This window comes from Leptolinea tardivitalis (assembly GCF_001050275.1).
GTDB classification, from domain to species: domain Bacteria; phylum Chloroflexota; class Anaerolineae; order Anaerolineales; family Anaerolineaceae; genus Leptolinea; species Leptolinea tardivitalis.
In genome coordinates, this window is record NZ_BBYA01000008.1 from 35,197 (window position 1) to 51,439 (window position 16,243).

The 16,243-nt window shown below is 50.2% G+C and carries 17 protein-coding genes; 2 read left to right on the top strand and 15 right to left on the bottom strand.

Annotated features, from left to right (window positions below; genetic code table 11):
• Positions 1-177: 177 nt before the first annotated feature.
• Entirely contained in the window at positions 178-846 is a 669-nt protein-coding gene (locus tag LTAR_RS04215; protein ID WP_062420922.1) for a ketopantoate reductase family protein, read from the top strand.
• A complete protein-coding gene (locus LTAR_RS17120) occupies positions 836-994 on the top strand; it encodes a hypothetical protein (protein WP_158423383.1) in 159 nt (52 codons plus the stop codon). The genes LTAR_RS04215 and LTAR_RS17120 overlap by 11 nt, the downstream gene beginning before the upstream one ends.
• Positions 995-1,157: 163 nt before the next feature.
• On the opposite strand, the gene nadB is transcribed toward LTAR_RS17120, so the two are convergent.
• The 15 genes from nadB to LTAR_RS04290 form a co-directional block, all read right to left on the bottom strand.
• Entirely contained in the window at positions 1,158-2,786 is a 1,629-nt protein-coding gene (gene nadB, locus LTAR_RS04220) for an L-aspartate oxidase (protein WP_062420923.1), read from the bottom strand.
• Positions 2,779-3,810: a quinolinate synthase NadA gene (nadA, locus tag LTAR_RS04225; protein WP_062420924.1), complete on the bottom strand. Its 1,032-nt coding sequence runs from the start codon at positions 3,808-3,810 to the stop codon at positions 2,779-2,781. Before nadA ends, nadB begins: the two co-directional genes overlap by 8 nt.
• A 2-nt stretch (positions 3,811-3,812) precedes the next feature.
• Positions 3,813-4,661, bottom strand: coding sequence for a carboxylating nicotinate-nucleotide diphosphorylase (gene nadC, locus LTAR_RS04230; RefSeq protein WP_062420925.1), 849 nt, complete (start codon positions 4,659-4,661; stop codon positions 3,813-3,815).
• A gap of 67 nt (positions 4,662-4,728) precedes the next feature.
• A complete protein-coding gene (locus tag LTAR_RS04235) occupies positions 4,729-6,447 on the bottom strand; it encodes a DUF8201 family protein (protein WP_062420926.1) in 1,719 nt (572 codons plus the stop codon).
• Entirely contained in the window at positions 6,441-7,295 is an 855-nt protein-coding gene (gene folP / locus LTAR_RS04240) for a dihydropteroate synthase (RefSeq protein ID WP_062420927.1), read from the bottom strand. The genes LTAR_RS04235 and folP overlap by 7 nt, the downstream gene beginning before the upstream one ends.
• Positions 7,296-7,302: 7 nt before the next feature.
• Complete coding sequence (folK, locus tag LTAR_RS04245; protein WP_081419797.1) at positions 7,303-7,788, bottom strand: 2-amino-4-hydroxy-6-hydroxymethyldihydropteridine diphosphokinase; 486 nt, start codon at positions 7,786-7,788, stop codon at positions 7,303-7,305.
• Positions 7,785-8,486: a hypothetical protein gene (locus tag LTAR_RS04250; protein WP_062420928.1), complete on the bottom strand. Its 702-nt coding sequence runs from the start codon at positions 8,484-8,486 to the stop codon at positions 7,785-7,787. The genes folK and LTAR_RS04250 overlap by 4 nt, the downstream gene beginning before the upstream one ends.
• Positions 8,483-9,514 carry a homoserine dehydrogenase gene (locus LTAR_RS04255; protein ID WP_062420929.1) on the bottom strand — a complete coding sequence of 344 codons (1,032 nt, stop codon included), beginning with the start codon at positions 9,512-9,514 and terminating at the stop codon, positions 8,483-8,485. Before LTAR_RS04255 ends, LTAR_RS04250 begins: the two co-directional genes overlap by 4 nt.
• A 30-nt stretch (positions 9,515-9,544) precedes the next feature.
• Positions 9,545-10,279, bottom strand: a complete 735-nt coding sequence (locus tag LTAR_RS04260; RefSeq protein ID WP_062420930.1) for an SCO1664 family protein — start codon at positions 10,277-10,279, stop codon at positions 9,545-9,547.
• Between the two features lie 14 nt (positions 10,280-10,293).
• On the bottom strand, positions 10,294-10,821 hold the full coding sequence (locus tag LTAR_RS04265; protein WP_062420931.1) for a DUF3090 domain-containing protein: 528 nt from the start codon (positions 10,819-10,821) through the stop codon (positions 10,294-10,296).
• 67 nt (positions 10,822-10,888) lie between these two features.
• On the bottom strand, positions 10,889-11,713 hold the full coding sequence (gene murI, locus LTAR_RS04270; RefSeq protein WP_062420932.1) for a glutamate racemase: 825 nt from the start codon (positions 11,711-11,713) through the stop codon (positions 10,889-10,891).
• Positions 11,714-11,716: 3 nt separating this feature from the next.
• Positions 11,717-12,442: a gamma-glutamyl-gamma-aminobutyrate hydrolase family protein gene (locus tag LTAR_RS04275; protein ID WP_062420933.1), complete on the bottom strand. Its 726-nt coding sequence runs from the start codon at positions 12,440-12,442 to the stop codon at positions 11,717-11,719.
• 84 nt (positions 12,443-12,526) lie between these two features.
• A complete protein-coding gene (gene rplS / locus LTAR_RS04280) occupies positions 12,527-12,874 on the bottom strand; it encodes a 50S ribosomal protein L19 (protein WP_062420934.1) in 348 nt (115 codons plus the stop codon).
• Between the two features lie 251 nt (positions 12,875-13,125).
• Positions 13,126-15,594, bottom strand: coding sequence for a hypothetical protein (locus LTAR_RS04285; RefSeq protein ID WP_062420935.1), 2,469 nt, complete (start codon positions 15,592-15,594; stop codon positions 13,126-13,128).
• Positions 15,591-16,232, bottom strand: a complete 642-nt coding sequence (locus tag LTAR_RS04290) for an RNA polymerase sigma factor (protein ID WP_062420936.1) — start codon at positions 16,230-16,232, stop codon at positions 15,591-15,593. Before LTAR_RS04290 ends, LTAR_RS04285 begins: the two co-directional genes overlap by 4 nt.
• Between the last annotated feature and the right edge of the window lie 11 nt (positions 16,233-16,243).

Below are 16,243 nucleotides of genomic sequence, written 5' to 3' on the forward strand. Positions count from 1 at the left end.
ACCTGAGTGGATTATACCCATTAATCTGAACAGAATGACGGTTGTGAACAGATTCACGGGCTGTTTTGTATAAGAATTTTGCATGAAAAGCTAATGGATGTCCGGATCACCTGATATTTTAGCGGATATGATATTATCCAGTCGGGGAAAAACCGAATTCGTGAAAGAAAGCGGGATATGAAAATTCTGGTCGTTGGGGCAGATGCACTGGGAAGTCAACTTACCCATACACTTTATCGCGCTGGAAACGATGTCACATTACTGGCCCGGGGGAAACGGTTAGCCGAGTTGCAGGCAAATGGATTGGTTATCTGTCATTACGTACAAATGAAAACCACGATAGATCCGATAAATTTAACTGATCATTTTGGGCCAGAGGACGCCTATGATCTGGTTTTTGTTGTCATGCAGTGCCAGCAGCTTGATGAATTTTTACCTGTCTTGTGTGCCAATACGGGGACGACGAATTTTGTTCTTGTGGGTAATAATGGTACGGCAGATAAAACTGATGTTTATATCCGAGAACACAGCCGGGTGGAAAGGCATGTGGTTTTTGGTTTTCAGGGCAGCGGCGGGCGGCGCGAAAATGGGCGGGTGAAAAGTGTGCACATCGGTTTCTCTACTGATAGTGGTTCCATGACGTTGGGTGGTTTAAATGGCGATTCGACTTTATACCCGCTTTTGGAAAAAGTCTTTAAACATACCCACTATCGCCTGTCTTTATGTGCAGATATGGATACCTGGTTGAAATGCCATGCCGCATTCATTCTGCCGATTGTTTTTGCCTGTTACTATTCCAATGACGATTTACGAAAAGTAAGTCGTAAACTTGGCCATGCTGAATAAAATGCTGGATGCTGTTGAAGAAGCCTATCGCATCGTGAAGGCGGCCGGCTATCCGATCATGCCGCCAGAAGATGAAGATTCCCTTCGGAGAAATCGATCAAAGGTGTATTGGATGTTAAAAATCGCCGCCGCCACGCCTGTTGGGTAACTGGTTGCCAGCGACCATGCCATGTCTGCCCCGTATGAAATGCGGCGGATGTATGAAGATTTCTGCCTTCTTAAGAAAAAGGCAGGCATACAAACACCCGCGTGGGATGAACTGGAAACCTATATGGAAAAATACCGGCCGATTTGATTCATCAAGCGGCCGATCAGATCAACCGTTCACCCTCAGCTTCGGCTGAATCTTCACGGTAGTGGCATCCACGGCTGTGACGGTTGTGCAGGGCAGCCTGGGCGATGATCAGGGCGACTTCTACCGCATTACGCAGGCCGATCAGACCGTCACTCAGTTTAGTGGTGCGGTAGAATGTTTCGATTTCGTTCCACAGGTGGCGAAGCTCGCGTATAGCCCGGGACAGGCGTTCTTCATTGCGTGCCAATCCGACGTAATGCCACATGATATTTTGAATGGTTTGCATATCACCCTGAATGAGGGCAGAATCGGCATCTTCGAACAGGCCGCTTTCGTCCCATTGTGGGACTTCCTCACGGGCGGTGTGCAGGTCTTCGGAGCATTCTTTTAGTTTTCGTGTGATATCGCGGGCTGACCGGTCGCCCCAGACCAATCCTTCCAGCAGGGAAGTAGATGCCAGGCGGTTGGCACCGTGCAGGCCGGTACAACTGATCTCACCAACGGCATACAGATTTTCAATATTGGTGCGTCCCCACTCATCCACCAGTACACCGCCGCAGAAATAATGGGCAGCCGGTACCACCGGGATGGGTTCCCGGGTGATATCGATCCCGGCTTTCAAACAGGTGGCATAAATATTGGGAAAACGCTCACGGATGGCGTCAGCTTCCATGTGCGTGGCAATATCCAGCAGCACATACGAATAACCGTGGGTTTCCATCTGGTGATGGATTGCCCGGGCAACAACATCACGGGGAGCCAGGTCTTTCCATTGAGGGGAATAATCCGCCATGAAAGCCCTTCCGTCGGGAGTCAGGAGGATTCCGCCTTCACCACGCACAGCTTCGCTGATCAGAAAGCCATCTGCACCCGGAGCCACCAGCGTGGTGGGATGGAACTGCACGTATTCGGCATTAACAATGCGTGCACCGGCGCGGTGTGCCATGGCCAGACCGTCGCCGCGGGCACCGAAGGGATTGGATGTATTGCGGTAAATCCGTCCAATACCGCCTGTGGCCAGGATGGTCATATCGGCCAGATAGCGATGCACCGTGCGGGCTTTGCGGTCAAAGGCAAAGGCGCCGTGGCAGACGAGGGGACCATATGTCAGCAGCGGGTCGCGGGAATGGTGTGGAAAAGTGATTAGATCTACAGCGGTCATATTGGGAAGGATAGTGATATTTGGACAGCGTTTCATTGTGGCGATCAAACCTTCCACAATAGCGCGGCCTGTTCCATCACCTACATGCAAAACACGCCGCCGCGAATGAGCGGCTTCCCGTCCGTATTCCGGTTCGCCGTCTGGTTCGCTGTCAAACTTCACACCGGCTTTGTTGACCAGAATTTCCTGTAATAAGGCTGGGCCTTCTTCTGCCAGAATCCGGGCAGCTTTGGGAGAACTGGCTCCTGCTCCGGCAGCCAGTATGTCATTAACCAATAGGTCGGCATTATCATCATGACCACGCCCGATGATACCGCCCTGGGCATATTGCGAATTGGATTCATGCGGATCTGGATCGCGAGTGATCACCAGAATTTTACAATCAGGGTTTTCCGCCAGACGCAGGGCGGCTGTAGCACCGGCAATGCCGCAGCCAATGATTAATACGTTGGTTGTATCGAGGTGAGCTTTAGTCTTATCCAATGGCGATCATCCGTTCCACCGCGCGAACAGCTTTAACGCGGATTTCTTCAGGTACCTCAATTTTGATCTTGTTTTGTTTTAGTGATTTAAGCGTGTTTTCCATGGTGATCTGGTTCATATGCGGACAGCGAACCATACAAAGCCGCAGCATGTTCTTTTCAGGATTAGCCGCAGCGATATTGTCTCCCATGGAACATTCTGTAAGCAAAAGATAATGCGGGGCGTGGGTATTTTCAACATACCGGATCATAGCCATGGTGCTGCCAGAAAAATCAGAGGCGGCGGTCACTTCAGGGCTGCATTCGGGATGCGCCAGGATCAGCACGTCAGGATACTGTTCACGGATGGTGCGAATATCTTCCACCGTATATTTCTCATGCACCTCACAGCGGCCTTTCCAGCCGATCATCTGGTAATCAAGCTGTGAATCTGGTACGGTTGGTTTTGTCAGCGAGGGGAAAATGATATGTTTGCCGGTTTCACGGGCTACATTGCTGGCCAGGAATTCATCCGGCAGGAAGATGATCGTCTGGGCGCCTAGAGATTCAACAACCGCCACGGCATTCCCGGATGTGCAGCAAATATCCGATTCAGCTTTGACATCGGCATAGGTATTCACATATGTGACTACCGGTACACCGGGGAAACGAGCTTTCAAGTCACGCACATCTTTGGCGGTGATGCTGGCGGCCAGAGAGCAGCCGGCATCCGATGGCAGCAGCACGGTTTTGGTCGGATTGAGGATCTTGGCTGTTTCAGCCATGAACTTCACGCCGCAGAACACGATCACATCTTTGTCGGTGGCGGCGGCTTTACGACTGAGTTCCAGAGAATCTCCAATGAAATCAGAGATGGCGTGGTACAGGATCGGTTCCATGTAATTGTGACCCAGGATCACCGCATTACGTTCCGTCTTCAAACGGTTGATCTCAACGGCCAGTTCCGCCTTATAGCGGATCTCACCATCGGGAACCATATTTCCGACCAGGTTTTTCAAATGTTCATACATTTGCTGAGAATTCATTCTTATTTACCTTCATATTTGAAACTTACATCGAACACAATAACCGAATGGGTGAGGGCACCCACCGAGATAAAGTCTACCCCTGTTTCCGCCACAGAACGGATCGTATTCAGTGTGATATTGCCAGAGGCTTCCAACCGGGCTCGTCCATTCACCATTTTGACGGCTTCTCGCATCATATCATTGGACATGTTGTCGAGCATGATCCAATCAACACCCAGATTCAACGCTTCAGATACATCTGCCAGTGTGCGGGTTTCCACCTCAATTTCCAATCCTTTGGCTGAAGCACGCGCCAGTTCCACCGCTTTTGTAATGGAACCGGCAAAGTCAATATGGTTGTCTTTGATCAGCACCATATCATACAGAGCGTGACGGTGGTTGCGCCCGCCGCCGCGTTTAACCGCCAGCTTATCCAGATCACGCAGCCCGGGTACCGTCTTGCGTGTATCAAGCACCACCGCTTTTGTCCCAGCGACAGCCTGCATATATTGCCCGGTCATGGTAGCGATGCCTGACATACGCCCCAGAAAGTTGAGGGCGGTGCGTTCACCGGTCAGCAGGGCGCGGGCGGGACCGGTTACACTGGCCAGAAGAGTCTTGTTGGATACATGCTCTCCCTCTTCCACATGGGCAGTGAAGCTGACACGATGGTCTACCATGTCATAGACTGCCTGCGCCACATCCAGCCCGGCCACGATGCCATCCTGCTTGGCCACAATGCGGCCTTTCATTACGGCATCTTCGGGAACAATGGCATTGGTGGTCACGTCACCGGGACCGATGTCTTCCACCAGCGCACGGCGAATGCAATCCAGGATTTCAGGTGTGATGGCAGATGAAGAAGTCATGGGCAGTTTCCATTTGGTCAGGATTATTCAGAGTATACAATGAAGCTCAGCGGATTTGCATTCTTTTTTACCTTACCTCGAACCCATCGCCAAAACTCTTTCCCCTCATGTACACATTTGGGACGACTTGCGGCACACAGGGGAAAGGTTTGTAGCCGCACTGCTGGTACTGGGTGGCACAGGCTACGCCAAAATTGGAAAAGCCGCACGGCTCTGTCGGCAGGTTGACATAGTCTGCCGGCAGAATCCAACGGACGGGTAAGGTTTTTGGATCGTAGGATGTCGCCAGCACAACGACCGTATATCCAATGATCAAGACGGCCAATCCTGATGGGATAAATCGTGTCATCGGTTTTAGGATGGACCGGAAAAGACCCAATCCGCAGAGGACCACGAGTACAAGACCGGCCATCAGCACGCCATTGCCAAAGCGGTAGCGGGGAACGCTGAAAAACCAGAAGAGAATCCCGGTATAGGTCACCAGCCACAGGGGCAGGGAAAGAGTGAATGGATGAAACCAATCTTTGAATGACTTTCGGAAGAATATCCATGCGGTGAGTGCGGCCAGACCAAATCCAAAAGGCGCGGCTGCCAGCACAAGAAGAATGATCTGGCGGTTTTTGCTCAAGTCATCAAACCACATCGGCGCCCATTGAGTCACAGGCATGGCAAGCACAAGCTCTTTGTCCATGCGTGGGAAGCGTGCCCAACTGACAATCCATTCGGCTTCATCTTTGACACCCTGTATCGGCATCTTCCAGGGGACATTGAAAATATCCAGCATGGTCTGCGGGTAGACCAGGTAGCCGGAGATGATCACGTTACGGGTCAGCCAGGGCAAACAGAACAGAAGAACGAAGATTATCGTACTCCAGATGGTCCGTCGTCCTACGTTTGTACGCAGACCGGGCACAAGCACCCATAAAGTTACGAGAAGCAACGGAAAAGCCGATAGTTTGATGGAAACCAGCATAACCGGCAGACTGACCAGCAGGACATGCCGCCAATCTGGAGAGCCGGAAGGCTTTTCGAGAGTATCCAGCCAAACGCAGAGGATCACCCAGGTAAAAAGGGTAACTGGCAGATCGGTGCCGGTGGACGATATCTCTGAGGCCAGCACATAGAAAGTCAGCGGCAGGAATGCCAGCCGCATCCAATGTGACAGGCGCAAGTCAGCTTTGATTAATCCCTGCAACCCACCTCCAAAATAAACCAGGCAAAGGCCGGTCAAGACGGCGCCCATCAGGTGGAAGGAGCGCAAGTCAAGGAAGGCAAAGCTGAATCCCGCTTGTAGCGGGAACCAGTTGGAGTTATACGCCAGGCGGGAATGCAGGTTCCCCAACCCGGGTACAACCGGGAATGTTTCAATCCAGCGAATTGCCTGGGCATGGTACAAACCGGTATCCGAATTACCGGGTTTGAGGGTAGATAGAACCAGCGTTGTTATAAGACTAATACAGATGGTCAGCCAGGTTAAAACATGCTGTTTTTGAAAACTTTGCCGCCAGGCGGCCACCCAATCTGGATGGATCCTGATCAATCTGATGGCCAGGCCAACAGCTCCGATCAACATGAGGAATGCGGCGATCTCACCTATAGGGAGAAAAATGGAGATTAATGAGGTGATCCAGATCAGCGGAATAAACCCGGCAAAACCTGCCTGCCATAATGTGGGTGGTTCAGCCGGTTGAATTTTCAGAACCTTCCGCGCGAATGACAGGAAACCGGCACCATAAATAACCAACATCACAATCGAATAAAGGCTGATGAGAATTGTTGCTAGCATGTGTACCTGCCCCTGACAATGGCATCTGTCATACGGGCCACACGAACCATGGCAGCCACGTCATGCACTCGAATGATATCTGCCCCGCGGGTGATGCCAACAGCCACAGCCGCCGCAGTTCCTTCCAACCGATCTTCCGGTGGAAGGTCGAGAGTGTAGCCGATGAATGATTTTCTGGATGGTCCTAAAAGAACCGGATAACCCAGTGATTTAATCTCGTCCAGCCGGTTGAGGAGTTCCAGATTCTGATTGACGGTTTTCCCGAAACCAATTCCCGGATCGAGAATGATGTTTTTATCCTGGATTCCAGCCTTGTGGGCATGGGAAACACATTCAAGCAGATCGTGTTTGATATCCTCCAACAGGTCGGTATATTCCACATCAACATACCGGCCAAGCACTGCTTTACCTGCTTTACTGCGGTTATGCATCAGAATCACAGGTACATTCGCTTTTGCGCATACGGCTGCCATATCAGAATCTGCCCGCAGCCCCCATACATCGTTGATCCAGTCAGCTCCAGTATCAAGAGCAGATTGAGCGGTAGCCGCCCGGTAGGTATCCACTGAGATCAGGCAGGGCAGGTTAGCGCGAGCCAAAGTCTCAATGACGGGCAGGATGCGGTCCATTTCCTGCTGCGCACTGACAGGCTCCGCACCCGGACGGGTGCTTTCACCGCCGATATCCAATATATCTGCCCCGGCCTGTATGAATTCTTCTGCATGTTGAAGAGCACCCAGAACTGGATCATTTGAATTGGCCAGTCCATCACCAGAGAAACTGTCTGGCGTTACGTTAATGATACCCATAATGTAGGTGCGTTGACCGTAGACAAGTTCTGGTTTCATAAGTGTCCTAAGATTCTACCGGTTTCACACCGTGGGATTTATGTCGGCCAAGCAGCTGAGAGACAGTATGCTGCATCCCGGGAATGACCATATCCGGTTCAAGATCAGCCAGCGGGGCAAGGACGAACGCCCGTTCGCTGATGTGCGGGTGGGGAATTATAAGTTCGGCTGATTTAAACATCAGATTGGAATAGAGCAGAATATCAATATCAATCAATCGCGGTCCATAACGCACCGATGGTTTCCGTCCCAGCCTTGTTTCCACCTCTTTTAAATGATGCAGTAAATCCAAAGGTGTGAGAGTGGTTGTGCCTTCCCAGACCTGATTCAAAAAATCCGGTTGATCCTGCAATCCCCACGGGGCAGTCTCATAGACGCGGGAAGTTTTCTCGATGATGACAAATTCGGAAACGGCTGTCTGGGCGTTTGAAAGGTTGGCCGAGCGGTCGCCCAGATTTGTCCCCACGCCGAGAAATACACGAGCTTCTTTCATAAGGGCAGCACCAGCAGCGAAGCTCCGGGTTCTTCCGACATAATATTTATCCAGACACCGGGGTCCGTTCGTGTTGAATTCATGGCGGTTACCAGATTAATCAGGCTGGTAAAAATGGAAGAACCGAATACCAGGCGGTCAGGAGACCAGTCAGCGATTTCCGGTTTTTCACGGGAATAAATTCCCATCCATGGCCGGGATGGCTTTTGAGGAACGGGAGGTCCCTCTGGATTTTGCTCTTCCGTTGATTCTTCTTCTGGCATGGAAGCCAGAAGTTTATGGGCACAGACAACCGGATCGGTCATCGAAATGGGCGAAGAGAAGCGCACGGCCAGATGTGCATGGGGGGATAAATTCAACCGGCCAACCCCGGTTGGACTGGCCAACAGTATGGCTGTCGAAGTGACGGAGGAACACTCTGCCAGAATACAAGTGGAAATTTCGCCGAGTTCCAGCGCACGACAGACGGAAAATAAAGTGGATGTCTCGAGGTAAGGTATCAGAGGCCAACATAGTATTGGCCCATAGGAAGTTTTGGAAATCCGTTGAAAAAGCGCCGAGGCAGCATCTGTAAAGTGATGGATTTCATTTACACTGCCAGCCCTGATCCCTGCAGATTCACACAATTTCTGTAACAACGTTTCCAAAGGAGTTCCGGCAGGCATCTGCAAGCCTGTTACAAAATATGCGTCGCTCATGAACCACGCACCGCATTGATGAGATCAGCCAATAATCCGTAGGCGGTAGTATCCGGACTGGGATCGCCTTCCAGAATGCCCAATCCGGGTAAGACATCAGTTTCGAATTGAACGAATGAACTGGTGCCGTTGATAGAAAACATCGGAGAGGTGGGGCGTACACGTTGGGGTTTAACACTTGCTTCAATGCTGTCTCCGCATCGGCGAGCGGAGCAGACCAATTTCCAACGCTCTCCAGCGGCGCGGGCTTCCTGAATCATTTGCGGGGTGATATTACGAATGCCTTCCCGTTCCACCTGGTCGGGTTTTAATGGGATGCCCATAACCACTGTAGACAGGGCCGCCACTTTGACAGCGGCATCCCAGCCATCTATATCTCCCGATGGATCAGTTTCAGTAATACCTATGGACTGTGCATAGTTCACAGCTTCGTCAAACGTCTTCTCTTCTTCCATCAGTCCTAACAACAGATTGGTGCACGAATTTAAGATGCCAGTAAAGCCTCTCAATTCAATGGCTGGCAATGGGGCACGGAAGAGGGAAAAAATGGGGGCACCGTCCATAACGGCGGATTCAAACATAAAGCGTTTCCCCTGCCGGGCGGCAAGATCGGTCAGTTCCTTGTAAGCATGTACCACTGGTCCCTTATTGGCAGTAATTACATGCATCCCGAATTCAAGCCCGGTACGTAGATGGTCAACGGCAGGTTGTCCGGTCTGATAATTCACGGGGCTGTTCTCGAACATCACGTCAGCGCCGCTCAACCGAATAAAGTCATAGGTATCGCGAATTTCCGGACCGTTATGAAAACGGGTGATTGATCCACCGTTTTTCAATGTTTCGATCACTTCGTCCACTGGCAACCCCATCAGGTTTAATGCCATTCCATGCCGTCCTGTGGAGATACCCACAATCCGATACGTAAAATCATACTGTTCTTCTAAAAGCTGTTTCTTACGATCGAGTAACTGCGCGAGTGCTTTACCTACATTGCCAAATCCGACAAAGATAATGGAGAGCGTGCTCATGTGTTTAATCCTTGGATGGTATAGTTCGAATTATACAGGCGGCCACGGAAATTGACGGCGGGTGTTATCTGATTCGGGAAATGTTTTTACTGAAAGGATATGGGAAGCCCGGGCGGCCAGTGCTTTAATCTCGCGTACCCGCAGGAATTGACGCAATTCGTCAAATAATTCGTTTCCTGTATATAGCTTCGGAAGGATCTTCTCCAGGTCTGAAAGCAGATTGGATGGTATGAGCTGACCGGAAAAGTCCCAGATCACCGTTCGGAGTTTGTCTTCCACATGAAAACAAACTCCGTGATCTATGCCATAAATATGACGGTCTTTCGACCAGATGATGTGGCTCCCCTTGCGATCGGCGTTATTGATCAGCCAGTCAAATAAAGCCAGCGGGCGCAGCATATCCTTCTCTTCGGGCGTCAGGTTGAAATAGTGATGCTGCGGATCATGGTCAATGAACTGCTGAACTGAACCGGCACCAAAAGGAAGTCCTTTCTTTCGGAATACAGTTGGTGGAACCAGATGCCAGCCAATGGCTTCACTTAGACGATAGGCTGCCACTTCACGTTTAGACAGGCTTCCTTCAGGGAAATCCCAGAGAGGGGCTTCACCGCGAACCGGTTTATAGACAGCCTGCATTTCACCTGTTGATGATTGCAAAGATAAGAAAAAAGTATAGTTCGATCCATTGACAAATTGCCCTGCTAATGTGCAGGGAGCTGTCATCAAATGATCAAGAACGGATTCTGTTGAAATTGCGTCAGGCATCAAACCATCAACGGTTAATGTTTATGCCCGTTCTTCTTAGGACAGAAATGACCTTCGGGATCCATGGGTTCACCACACTGCGGGCAGAGCGGGCGTCCACGACCGGTTACTTCTAATCCCCAGGCGCATAACGCCATGATCTGGCTGCGTGTGCACCACATACGAATCACACTGGCATCTTCCTGGTCGAGTTCAGTCCCCAGAATTTCGCGGGCGACCAGAATGATGATGTCCCGGTCTGGTGCGTAAGCTAACCCCAATTCGCCCACCCGGAACAAAGGATCTACCGGCGGGTTGATATGCATTTTGGTTTCATCGTATTCTGCTGTGGCATCGGGCAGGTCAGGATATTTACTGGCAACTTCTTCAAGGTATTGTTCCAGTCCGATAGCCAGTGATTGGATCTGTACCTTTTCCACCAGAAGTGTATAGGCTTTGTTTTTTTGCCAGGCTTGCAGGTAGAAGGTGCGCTGACCGGGCTGCCCGATCGCATCAGTTGTAATATGTGTGACAGGATCCAAATCCAAGTCTATTCGGGGCATAGGTCCATCCTTTCCTAGATACGAGTATACCAGAGCACCGAATAGAGAATTTATTCCTGTATAGCGATTAGCCTTTATTTGACGTCAGATGATCGGATGAATCCCACCGGGCTTTTTCGACAGTGGCAAAATATTTTATAGATGCGGGAACCATGTTCTGCATTCTCTTAAGGTCCCCCGTTGTATAAAGCTGAATGGTTCTCGGCTTGTGAGGTAAACGGGCAGATGCAGGAAGCACTCGGGCAGCCTGACGCGCAACGGCGGGTGCAGGGTCGATCACCCGCACCTGCGGACCGCAGATCTTTTCTATCATAGGGATGACAAAGGGGAAGTGCGTGCAACCGAGAACAACCGTATCAATACCCTTCTCGAGCATGGGTACCAGAGCCTTTTCAAGAATCCGGCGAGTTTCTGGCCCGTCCAAATGGCCTGCTTCAATTTCTTCCACCAATCCCGGGCAGGTATCTTCAAGCACAGTCACTCCATTGGCGAAACGTTCCACCACGGAGGCATACAAAGCCCCCTGGAATGTAGCGGGTGTGGCAATAACACCAACCACCCCAGATTGGGTTTGTTCTGCTGCCGGTTTTACAGCCGGTTCCATACCGACAAACGGGATATTCGGGTAGGCTTTTCGTAATTCATGCAGTGCTGCCGCAGAGGCTGTATTGCAGGCTACGATGATCTCGGAGCAATCCTGTTCCAACAGCCATCGGGTGATTTCAAACGAGAATTTTTGAACTTCTTCTAACGGACGTGGGCCGTATGGAACGTGTACCTGATCACCAAGAAAAATAAGAGAATGGCCGGGCAGTTCCTGGACTACAGCCCGAAGAACGGAAAGTCCCCCAACACCTGAATCAAAGATACCAATTCGTGAAAGATTGGTCAAGAATTAATCCTCAGGATTGGCCGCCCTTACAAAGGCAGAAAAAATTGCCTGATCAGAAGGTGATTCAGGCAGGCATTCCGGATGCCATTGAACACCCAGGAAAAATGGATGGAACATAAGCTCCACTCCTTCAATTAACCCATCCGGTGCGATGGCTGAAAGTGTGAGATCGGGTGCCAGATCTTTAATTCCCTGATGATGCATACTGTTGACTTTCATCTGACTTTGCCGGGTGATAGCCGTCAGGTGAGTGCTGATTTTTATCATTACGGAATGAGCCAGGTAATTGCGCGGCTTTTCCGGGTAACAGGGGTGTTTTAAAGCACCGGGAAGTTGATCGGTAATATCCGTGTAAAGGGTTCCGCCCAGAGCCACATTGATTACCTGCGTTCCGCGGCAGATCCCCAGAAGAGGATATTTATTTTTGGCGCAGTATTTTGCCAGGGCAATCTCGACTGCATCGCGGGCAGGGTCAATGCCATAGACTTTGGGATGTGGCAAACCGCCGAAGACTTCGGGGTCAATATCACCGCCGCCGGAAAGAAGAACGCCTTTCATGGATGAGAGTACATCCGAAAGTTTATCCACCGGGGTATCCATGGGAAAAGCCACCGGCTCGCCACCGGCCCGCCGGATAGATGTGAAATAGGCTTCCTTTAAGTTAAGTTCACGGGTGCGGTCTTTATTTTCATCTGCGCTGATGGTTACGCCAATTATTGGTTTATCCACTGATCCCTCTCCGGTCCTAATTAGCAAAATGGGTGCAACCTCGGCGTAGGCTGCACCCGGATACATTCACAGGGCGAATATGTTCTAGGAAAACTTCTGTTTCAAACGGGCGGATTTACCTGTGCGGCCGCGGAGGAAGAACAGGCGGGCGCGGCGAACAATATTATGGCGTTCGACGACTACTTTATCGATACGCGGTGAACGGAGGAGGAAAGAGCGTTCCACTCCAACACCATTGGAGGCCATACGGCGAACTGTGAAGGAAGAATTGGTTCCGTTATTCTTTACATAAAGTACGGTACCTTTAAATTCCTGAATACGTTCGCGGTTGCCTTCTTTAATTTTTACATGAACTGAGACGGTATCTCCGGCTCGCAGTTCGGGGATATTTGGATTAACAGGGGCCTCAACGGCTTTCAACAGGTCGCTCATTGTTATTATTCCTTCCGAGAAAATACCAAATCCACGTCGCCGGACGTTCAATTCAAACGGCGCGACCGCAGATTATAACACGAATTTACAAAGAATTATGGAAAGAACTACGGCAAAAACAGGTACCTTGTTGCGAGTAGTCATCATTTCAGCTCTTCGATCCCCAAAAATGACACCGGGGAAATCTTTTCAGCGTCCCCGGTGTCAAATTATACACCTGCAATGTTGCGATCGATTTATGAAAAAACAGTTTACTTCAGGTACTTGTCTTCCACAGCCTGCACAAACAGACTGACCTTGCGTCCATCTTCCAGACTACCCGAAAATTCCCATAAAGGCTGTAGTATCCGTGCCGGATGATCTTCCGGAAGGAGGTTTGAAGCAAATTGCATTGAGAGATAAGACAACCTGACGTTGGTGATCTTTACCTGACCGCTGATCATCTCGGAAATCTCCTGTGACGGCATGATCTCAGCCATCTGGGTGGATTCGAGGTCAGTGCCCTCTGATGACTGCCCATTTCTGATAAACGTTTCGCGGATCAACGTTTTACCGTTCCATGTCTCTTTTTGAAGTACACCTTCTACTGAGGAGATCTCATTGGGATCATACATTGGTTCATCAAAGGCTGCAGGTGGGTAATGGAGCGAATTCTTCAATATGTATTGATGACCATCCAGTGTTGTCAGCATCAGTGCTTTTTGACCGTTGAAGTCATCTGTCGTGATTTTTCCAATCCACACAGATACCTTCTCGTCTGGATATACCTTTTCCCACCGGTCAACAACAATGATGGGTTGTTTCCCTTCCATCTGGTAGGTTCCCCAAACCTTCAGGATCATACGTAAATTGTTTTCCAACCCGGTTAATTTGTCTCCGCGCAGATCTGCTGACCAGGAAACATCTCCTTTGTCATCGGTCATTACCAGTGTAAATTGAGGGATACTGGTTCCATCTGGTTTAATCAGTTTGTAGCCGTTCAATTCACCGGATACTCCTTCAACCTTATCCCCCTGTTTATAAGGGGTTACCTGCCCGGGGGCCTCCGCAATAGGATCGCCGGGTTGCAGGTTGTCAAATCCGCCGGTGGTCACATTCCCGTGGTGGTTCATGTATTTTTGGCACATATTGCCCTCGCCGCCGCCACCGCCGCCTCCTCCACCGCCACCGCCGCCTGCACTGGCGTCAGAATAACTGAAGCCTGAAGAGAAAGATGAGCACAGTGCCGGTCCGGCGTAGATGGTATTCCACTGCAAACGGCCATCTGGCAAGATAAATCCGGAGATGGATGCCGGTTCGTTTTCTGGAAGCCCATCGGGAGGTTCAGCCAATCGTAATGAACGTCCATCTGGTGTTGATAGCGTATATCCAGCCGATGTTCTGGAAAGTAGGCCGATGAATCCCAGGTTCTCAGGAGCAACAGTTGCGGGTTCCATTACTTCCACATTCAATGATGAAGCCGTTGTCATTTTGCCCAGGATATGCATGGTTTGCTGGTTATCTTCTGTGATATCGGGCAGGTTGCCTTCCAGAACCAGATTATCCAACATCACTATAGCCGTGCTGCCATCAACCGGGTGTGTTTTCTGTGGAATCCCATAAATTTCAACGCTGTCACCGGCTTTGTATTGACGTGACCAGACCATATCGGGGGTGGCCGGGGTTAATTGAGAGACCTGATAACCGAATCGTCCGCCGATTTTACCGTTGATTAACGCCTGCCAGGCATCGCTGGCTGTTCGCAGGGTGTAATTCCCTGCCGGCTCCAAGGACATTCTCTCTCCGCGTACCGAGAGGATGCTTCCATCACCCGAAACAGTCACGATAAATTCCGGGTTGGTTGGATCAGTGGATAGCAAAGGAGCACCCTGGTCGAGTTTGCGGTTGATCAGAACTTCATCGGTTTTGAGTATCCCCGGGGAGACAGTATATTCAAAATCAAGCAATTTTTTCTCCTTAAGAAATGCGATGGCTTTCTCCGACATTTGTTCAAATGGCAGGGGTGGCCTGTGTTCATTGGCCGCCATAAACACGTCGGGGATGTAGGTGAATGATCGGTTACTACCATACACAGACAATTCGGATTTGCCATCTTTAACCAGGAAAGAGGAGAAATCTGTCTGACCAGATAACCGGGCATAGATATGTCCGGCCATTCCAAATTGATTGGCCAGTTTTCGAACACTATCCACATCGAGATCAGTTTTTACCGTGTTCTTATAAACCATGGCAGAAATGGGTTGGTTGGGTAAAGATGCCTGCAGGGTCCACCGCGCATTGGGAAATTGTTCACTCAAATTTGCACTGGCCTGTACGCTTGAAGGACCTAACAATGGCAGGATCGGCAGACTTGTTGGCATTGGACCAGGCGATGCTATGTCGGGAGAACGAGCCCCATCTATTGGTGTGACTGAGGGATTGGGTTGGATGACAGGTCGGAAAATGGGGAAACCGAAGAGGATCAAAACAATTACGGCGGCTGAACCAGCCAGGGCAAACCAAAGGCTACGGTGTCGTACCAGACGGCGGTTATCTCCGGGATGGATTTTCTGCAAACGCTTTGAAAGATCGTTTACAAAATATGGGTCGGGCGGATTGGAATTTGATAATTTCATCAGTTCTTCGACCAATTTGACATCTGATTCTGTTGCATCGGCTCCCAGATCATTCCGTAATTCATCGGGGAGAATGTTGGGGCTTTTTCCAAATGGAGTGTTCATTTTTCCTCCATATTGACTGCGGGGATCAATTGTTCGCGCAGGTCCTTTATGGCCCGATAGACAAGGTTGCGCACAGCGCCTTCACTTTTCGAGAGGATCTGCCCGGTTTCTGCTGCGCTAAGCTGGCCGAAAACCCGCAGGCTGAGAGCTTCCACCCGGTCGTGGTCCAGGTGTAATAATGCCTGGCTCACCTGTTGAAGAGTTAACTTATGATCGATGGTTTCCTCTAAATTGTTTGTTGCCGCGCAATCTTGAATGACCGGATTATTTTCGGTGCGGCGGTAATGGTCTATCAACTTTCGGCGGGCAATACTGAACAACCAGGGAGAAAAATTGCCCTGGTTCCGAAACCCGGAAAGACATTCCAATGCCGAAAGGAATGTTTGTGAGGTCAGGTCTTCTGCTTCCTCCCGGCTGTTTGTCCGGACGAGATGGTACGCATAAACACGATTAACATACTTCCGGTACAGATCATCAAACGCCTTCGGATCCTGTACGGCGCGAAGTATCAGACGTTTTTCTTCTTCTGCCTCATCCATGAGAATTGGATTTTGACCTGAAAAAGCTTTGAAAAATCCCTCCATGAGGGCAAGTATGGATACACATCTTTCAGGCAATGCAATGATTGAATTTGTCATAACTTTTCCCT

Bases quoted from the DNA above. Each gene is read 5' to 3' on its own strand.
- LTAR_RS04215 (WP_062420922.1), top strand. From the start codon at position 178: ATGAAAATTCTGGTCGTTGGGGCAGATGCACTGGGAAGTCAACTTACC.
- LTAR_RS04255 (WP_062420929.1), bottom strand. From the start codon at position 9,514: ATGAGCACGCTCTCCATTATCTTTGTCGGATTTGGCAATGTAGGTAAA.
- LTAR_RS04250 (WP_062420928.1), bottom strand. From the start codon at position 8,486: ATGAGCGACGCATATTTTGTAACAGGCTTGCAGATGCCTGCCGGAACT.
- nadA (WP_062420924.1), bottom strand. From the start codon at position 3,810: ATGAATTCTCAGCAAATGTATGAACATTTGAAAAACCTGGTCGGAAAT.
- folP (WP_062420927.1), bottom strand. From the start codon at position 7,295: ATGAAACCAGAACTTGTCTACGGTCAACGCACCTACATTATGGGTATC.
- LTAR_RS04260 (WP_062420930.1), bottom strand. From the start codon at position 10,279: ATGCCTGACGCAATTTCAACAGAATCCGTTCTTGATCATTTGATGACA.
- folK (WP_081419797.1), bottom strand. From the start codon at position 7,788: ATGAAAGAAGCTCGTGTATTTCTCGGCGTGGGGACAAATCTGGGCGAC.
- LTAR_RS04290 (WP_062420936.1), bottom strand. From the start codon at position 16,232: ATGACAAATTCAATCATTGCATTGCCTGAAAGATGTGTATCCATACTT.
- nadC (WP_062420925.1), bottom strand. From the start codon at position 4,661: ATGACTTCTTCATCTGCCATCACACCTGAAATCCTGGATTGCATTCGC.
- LTAR_RS04265 (WP_062420931.1), bottom strand. From the start codon at position 10,821: ATGCCCCGAATAGACTTGGATTTGGATCCTGTCACACATATTACAACT.
- rplS (WP_062420934.1), bottom strand. From the start codon at position 12,874: ATGAGCGACCTGTTGAAAGCCGTTGAGGCCCCTGTTAATCCAAATATC.
- LTAR_RS04285 (WP_062420935.1), bottom strand. From the start codon at position 15,594: ATGAACACTCCATTTGGAAAAAGCCCCAACATTCTCCCCGATGAATTA.
- LTAR_RS04235 (WP_062420926.1), bottom strand. From the start codon at position 6,447: ATGCTAGCAACAATTCTCATCAGCCTTTATTCGATTGTGATGTTGGTT.
- LTAR_RS17120 (WP_158423383.1), top strand. From the start codon at position 836: ATGCTGAATAAAATGCTGGATGCTGTTGAAGAAGCCTATCGCATCGTG.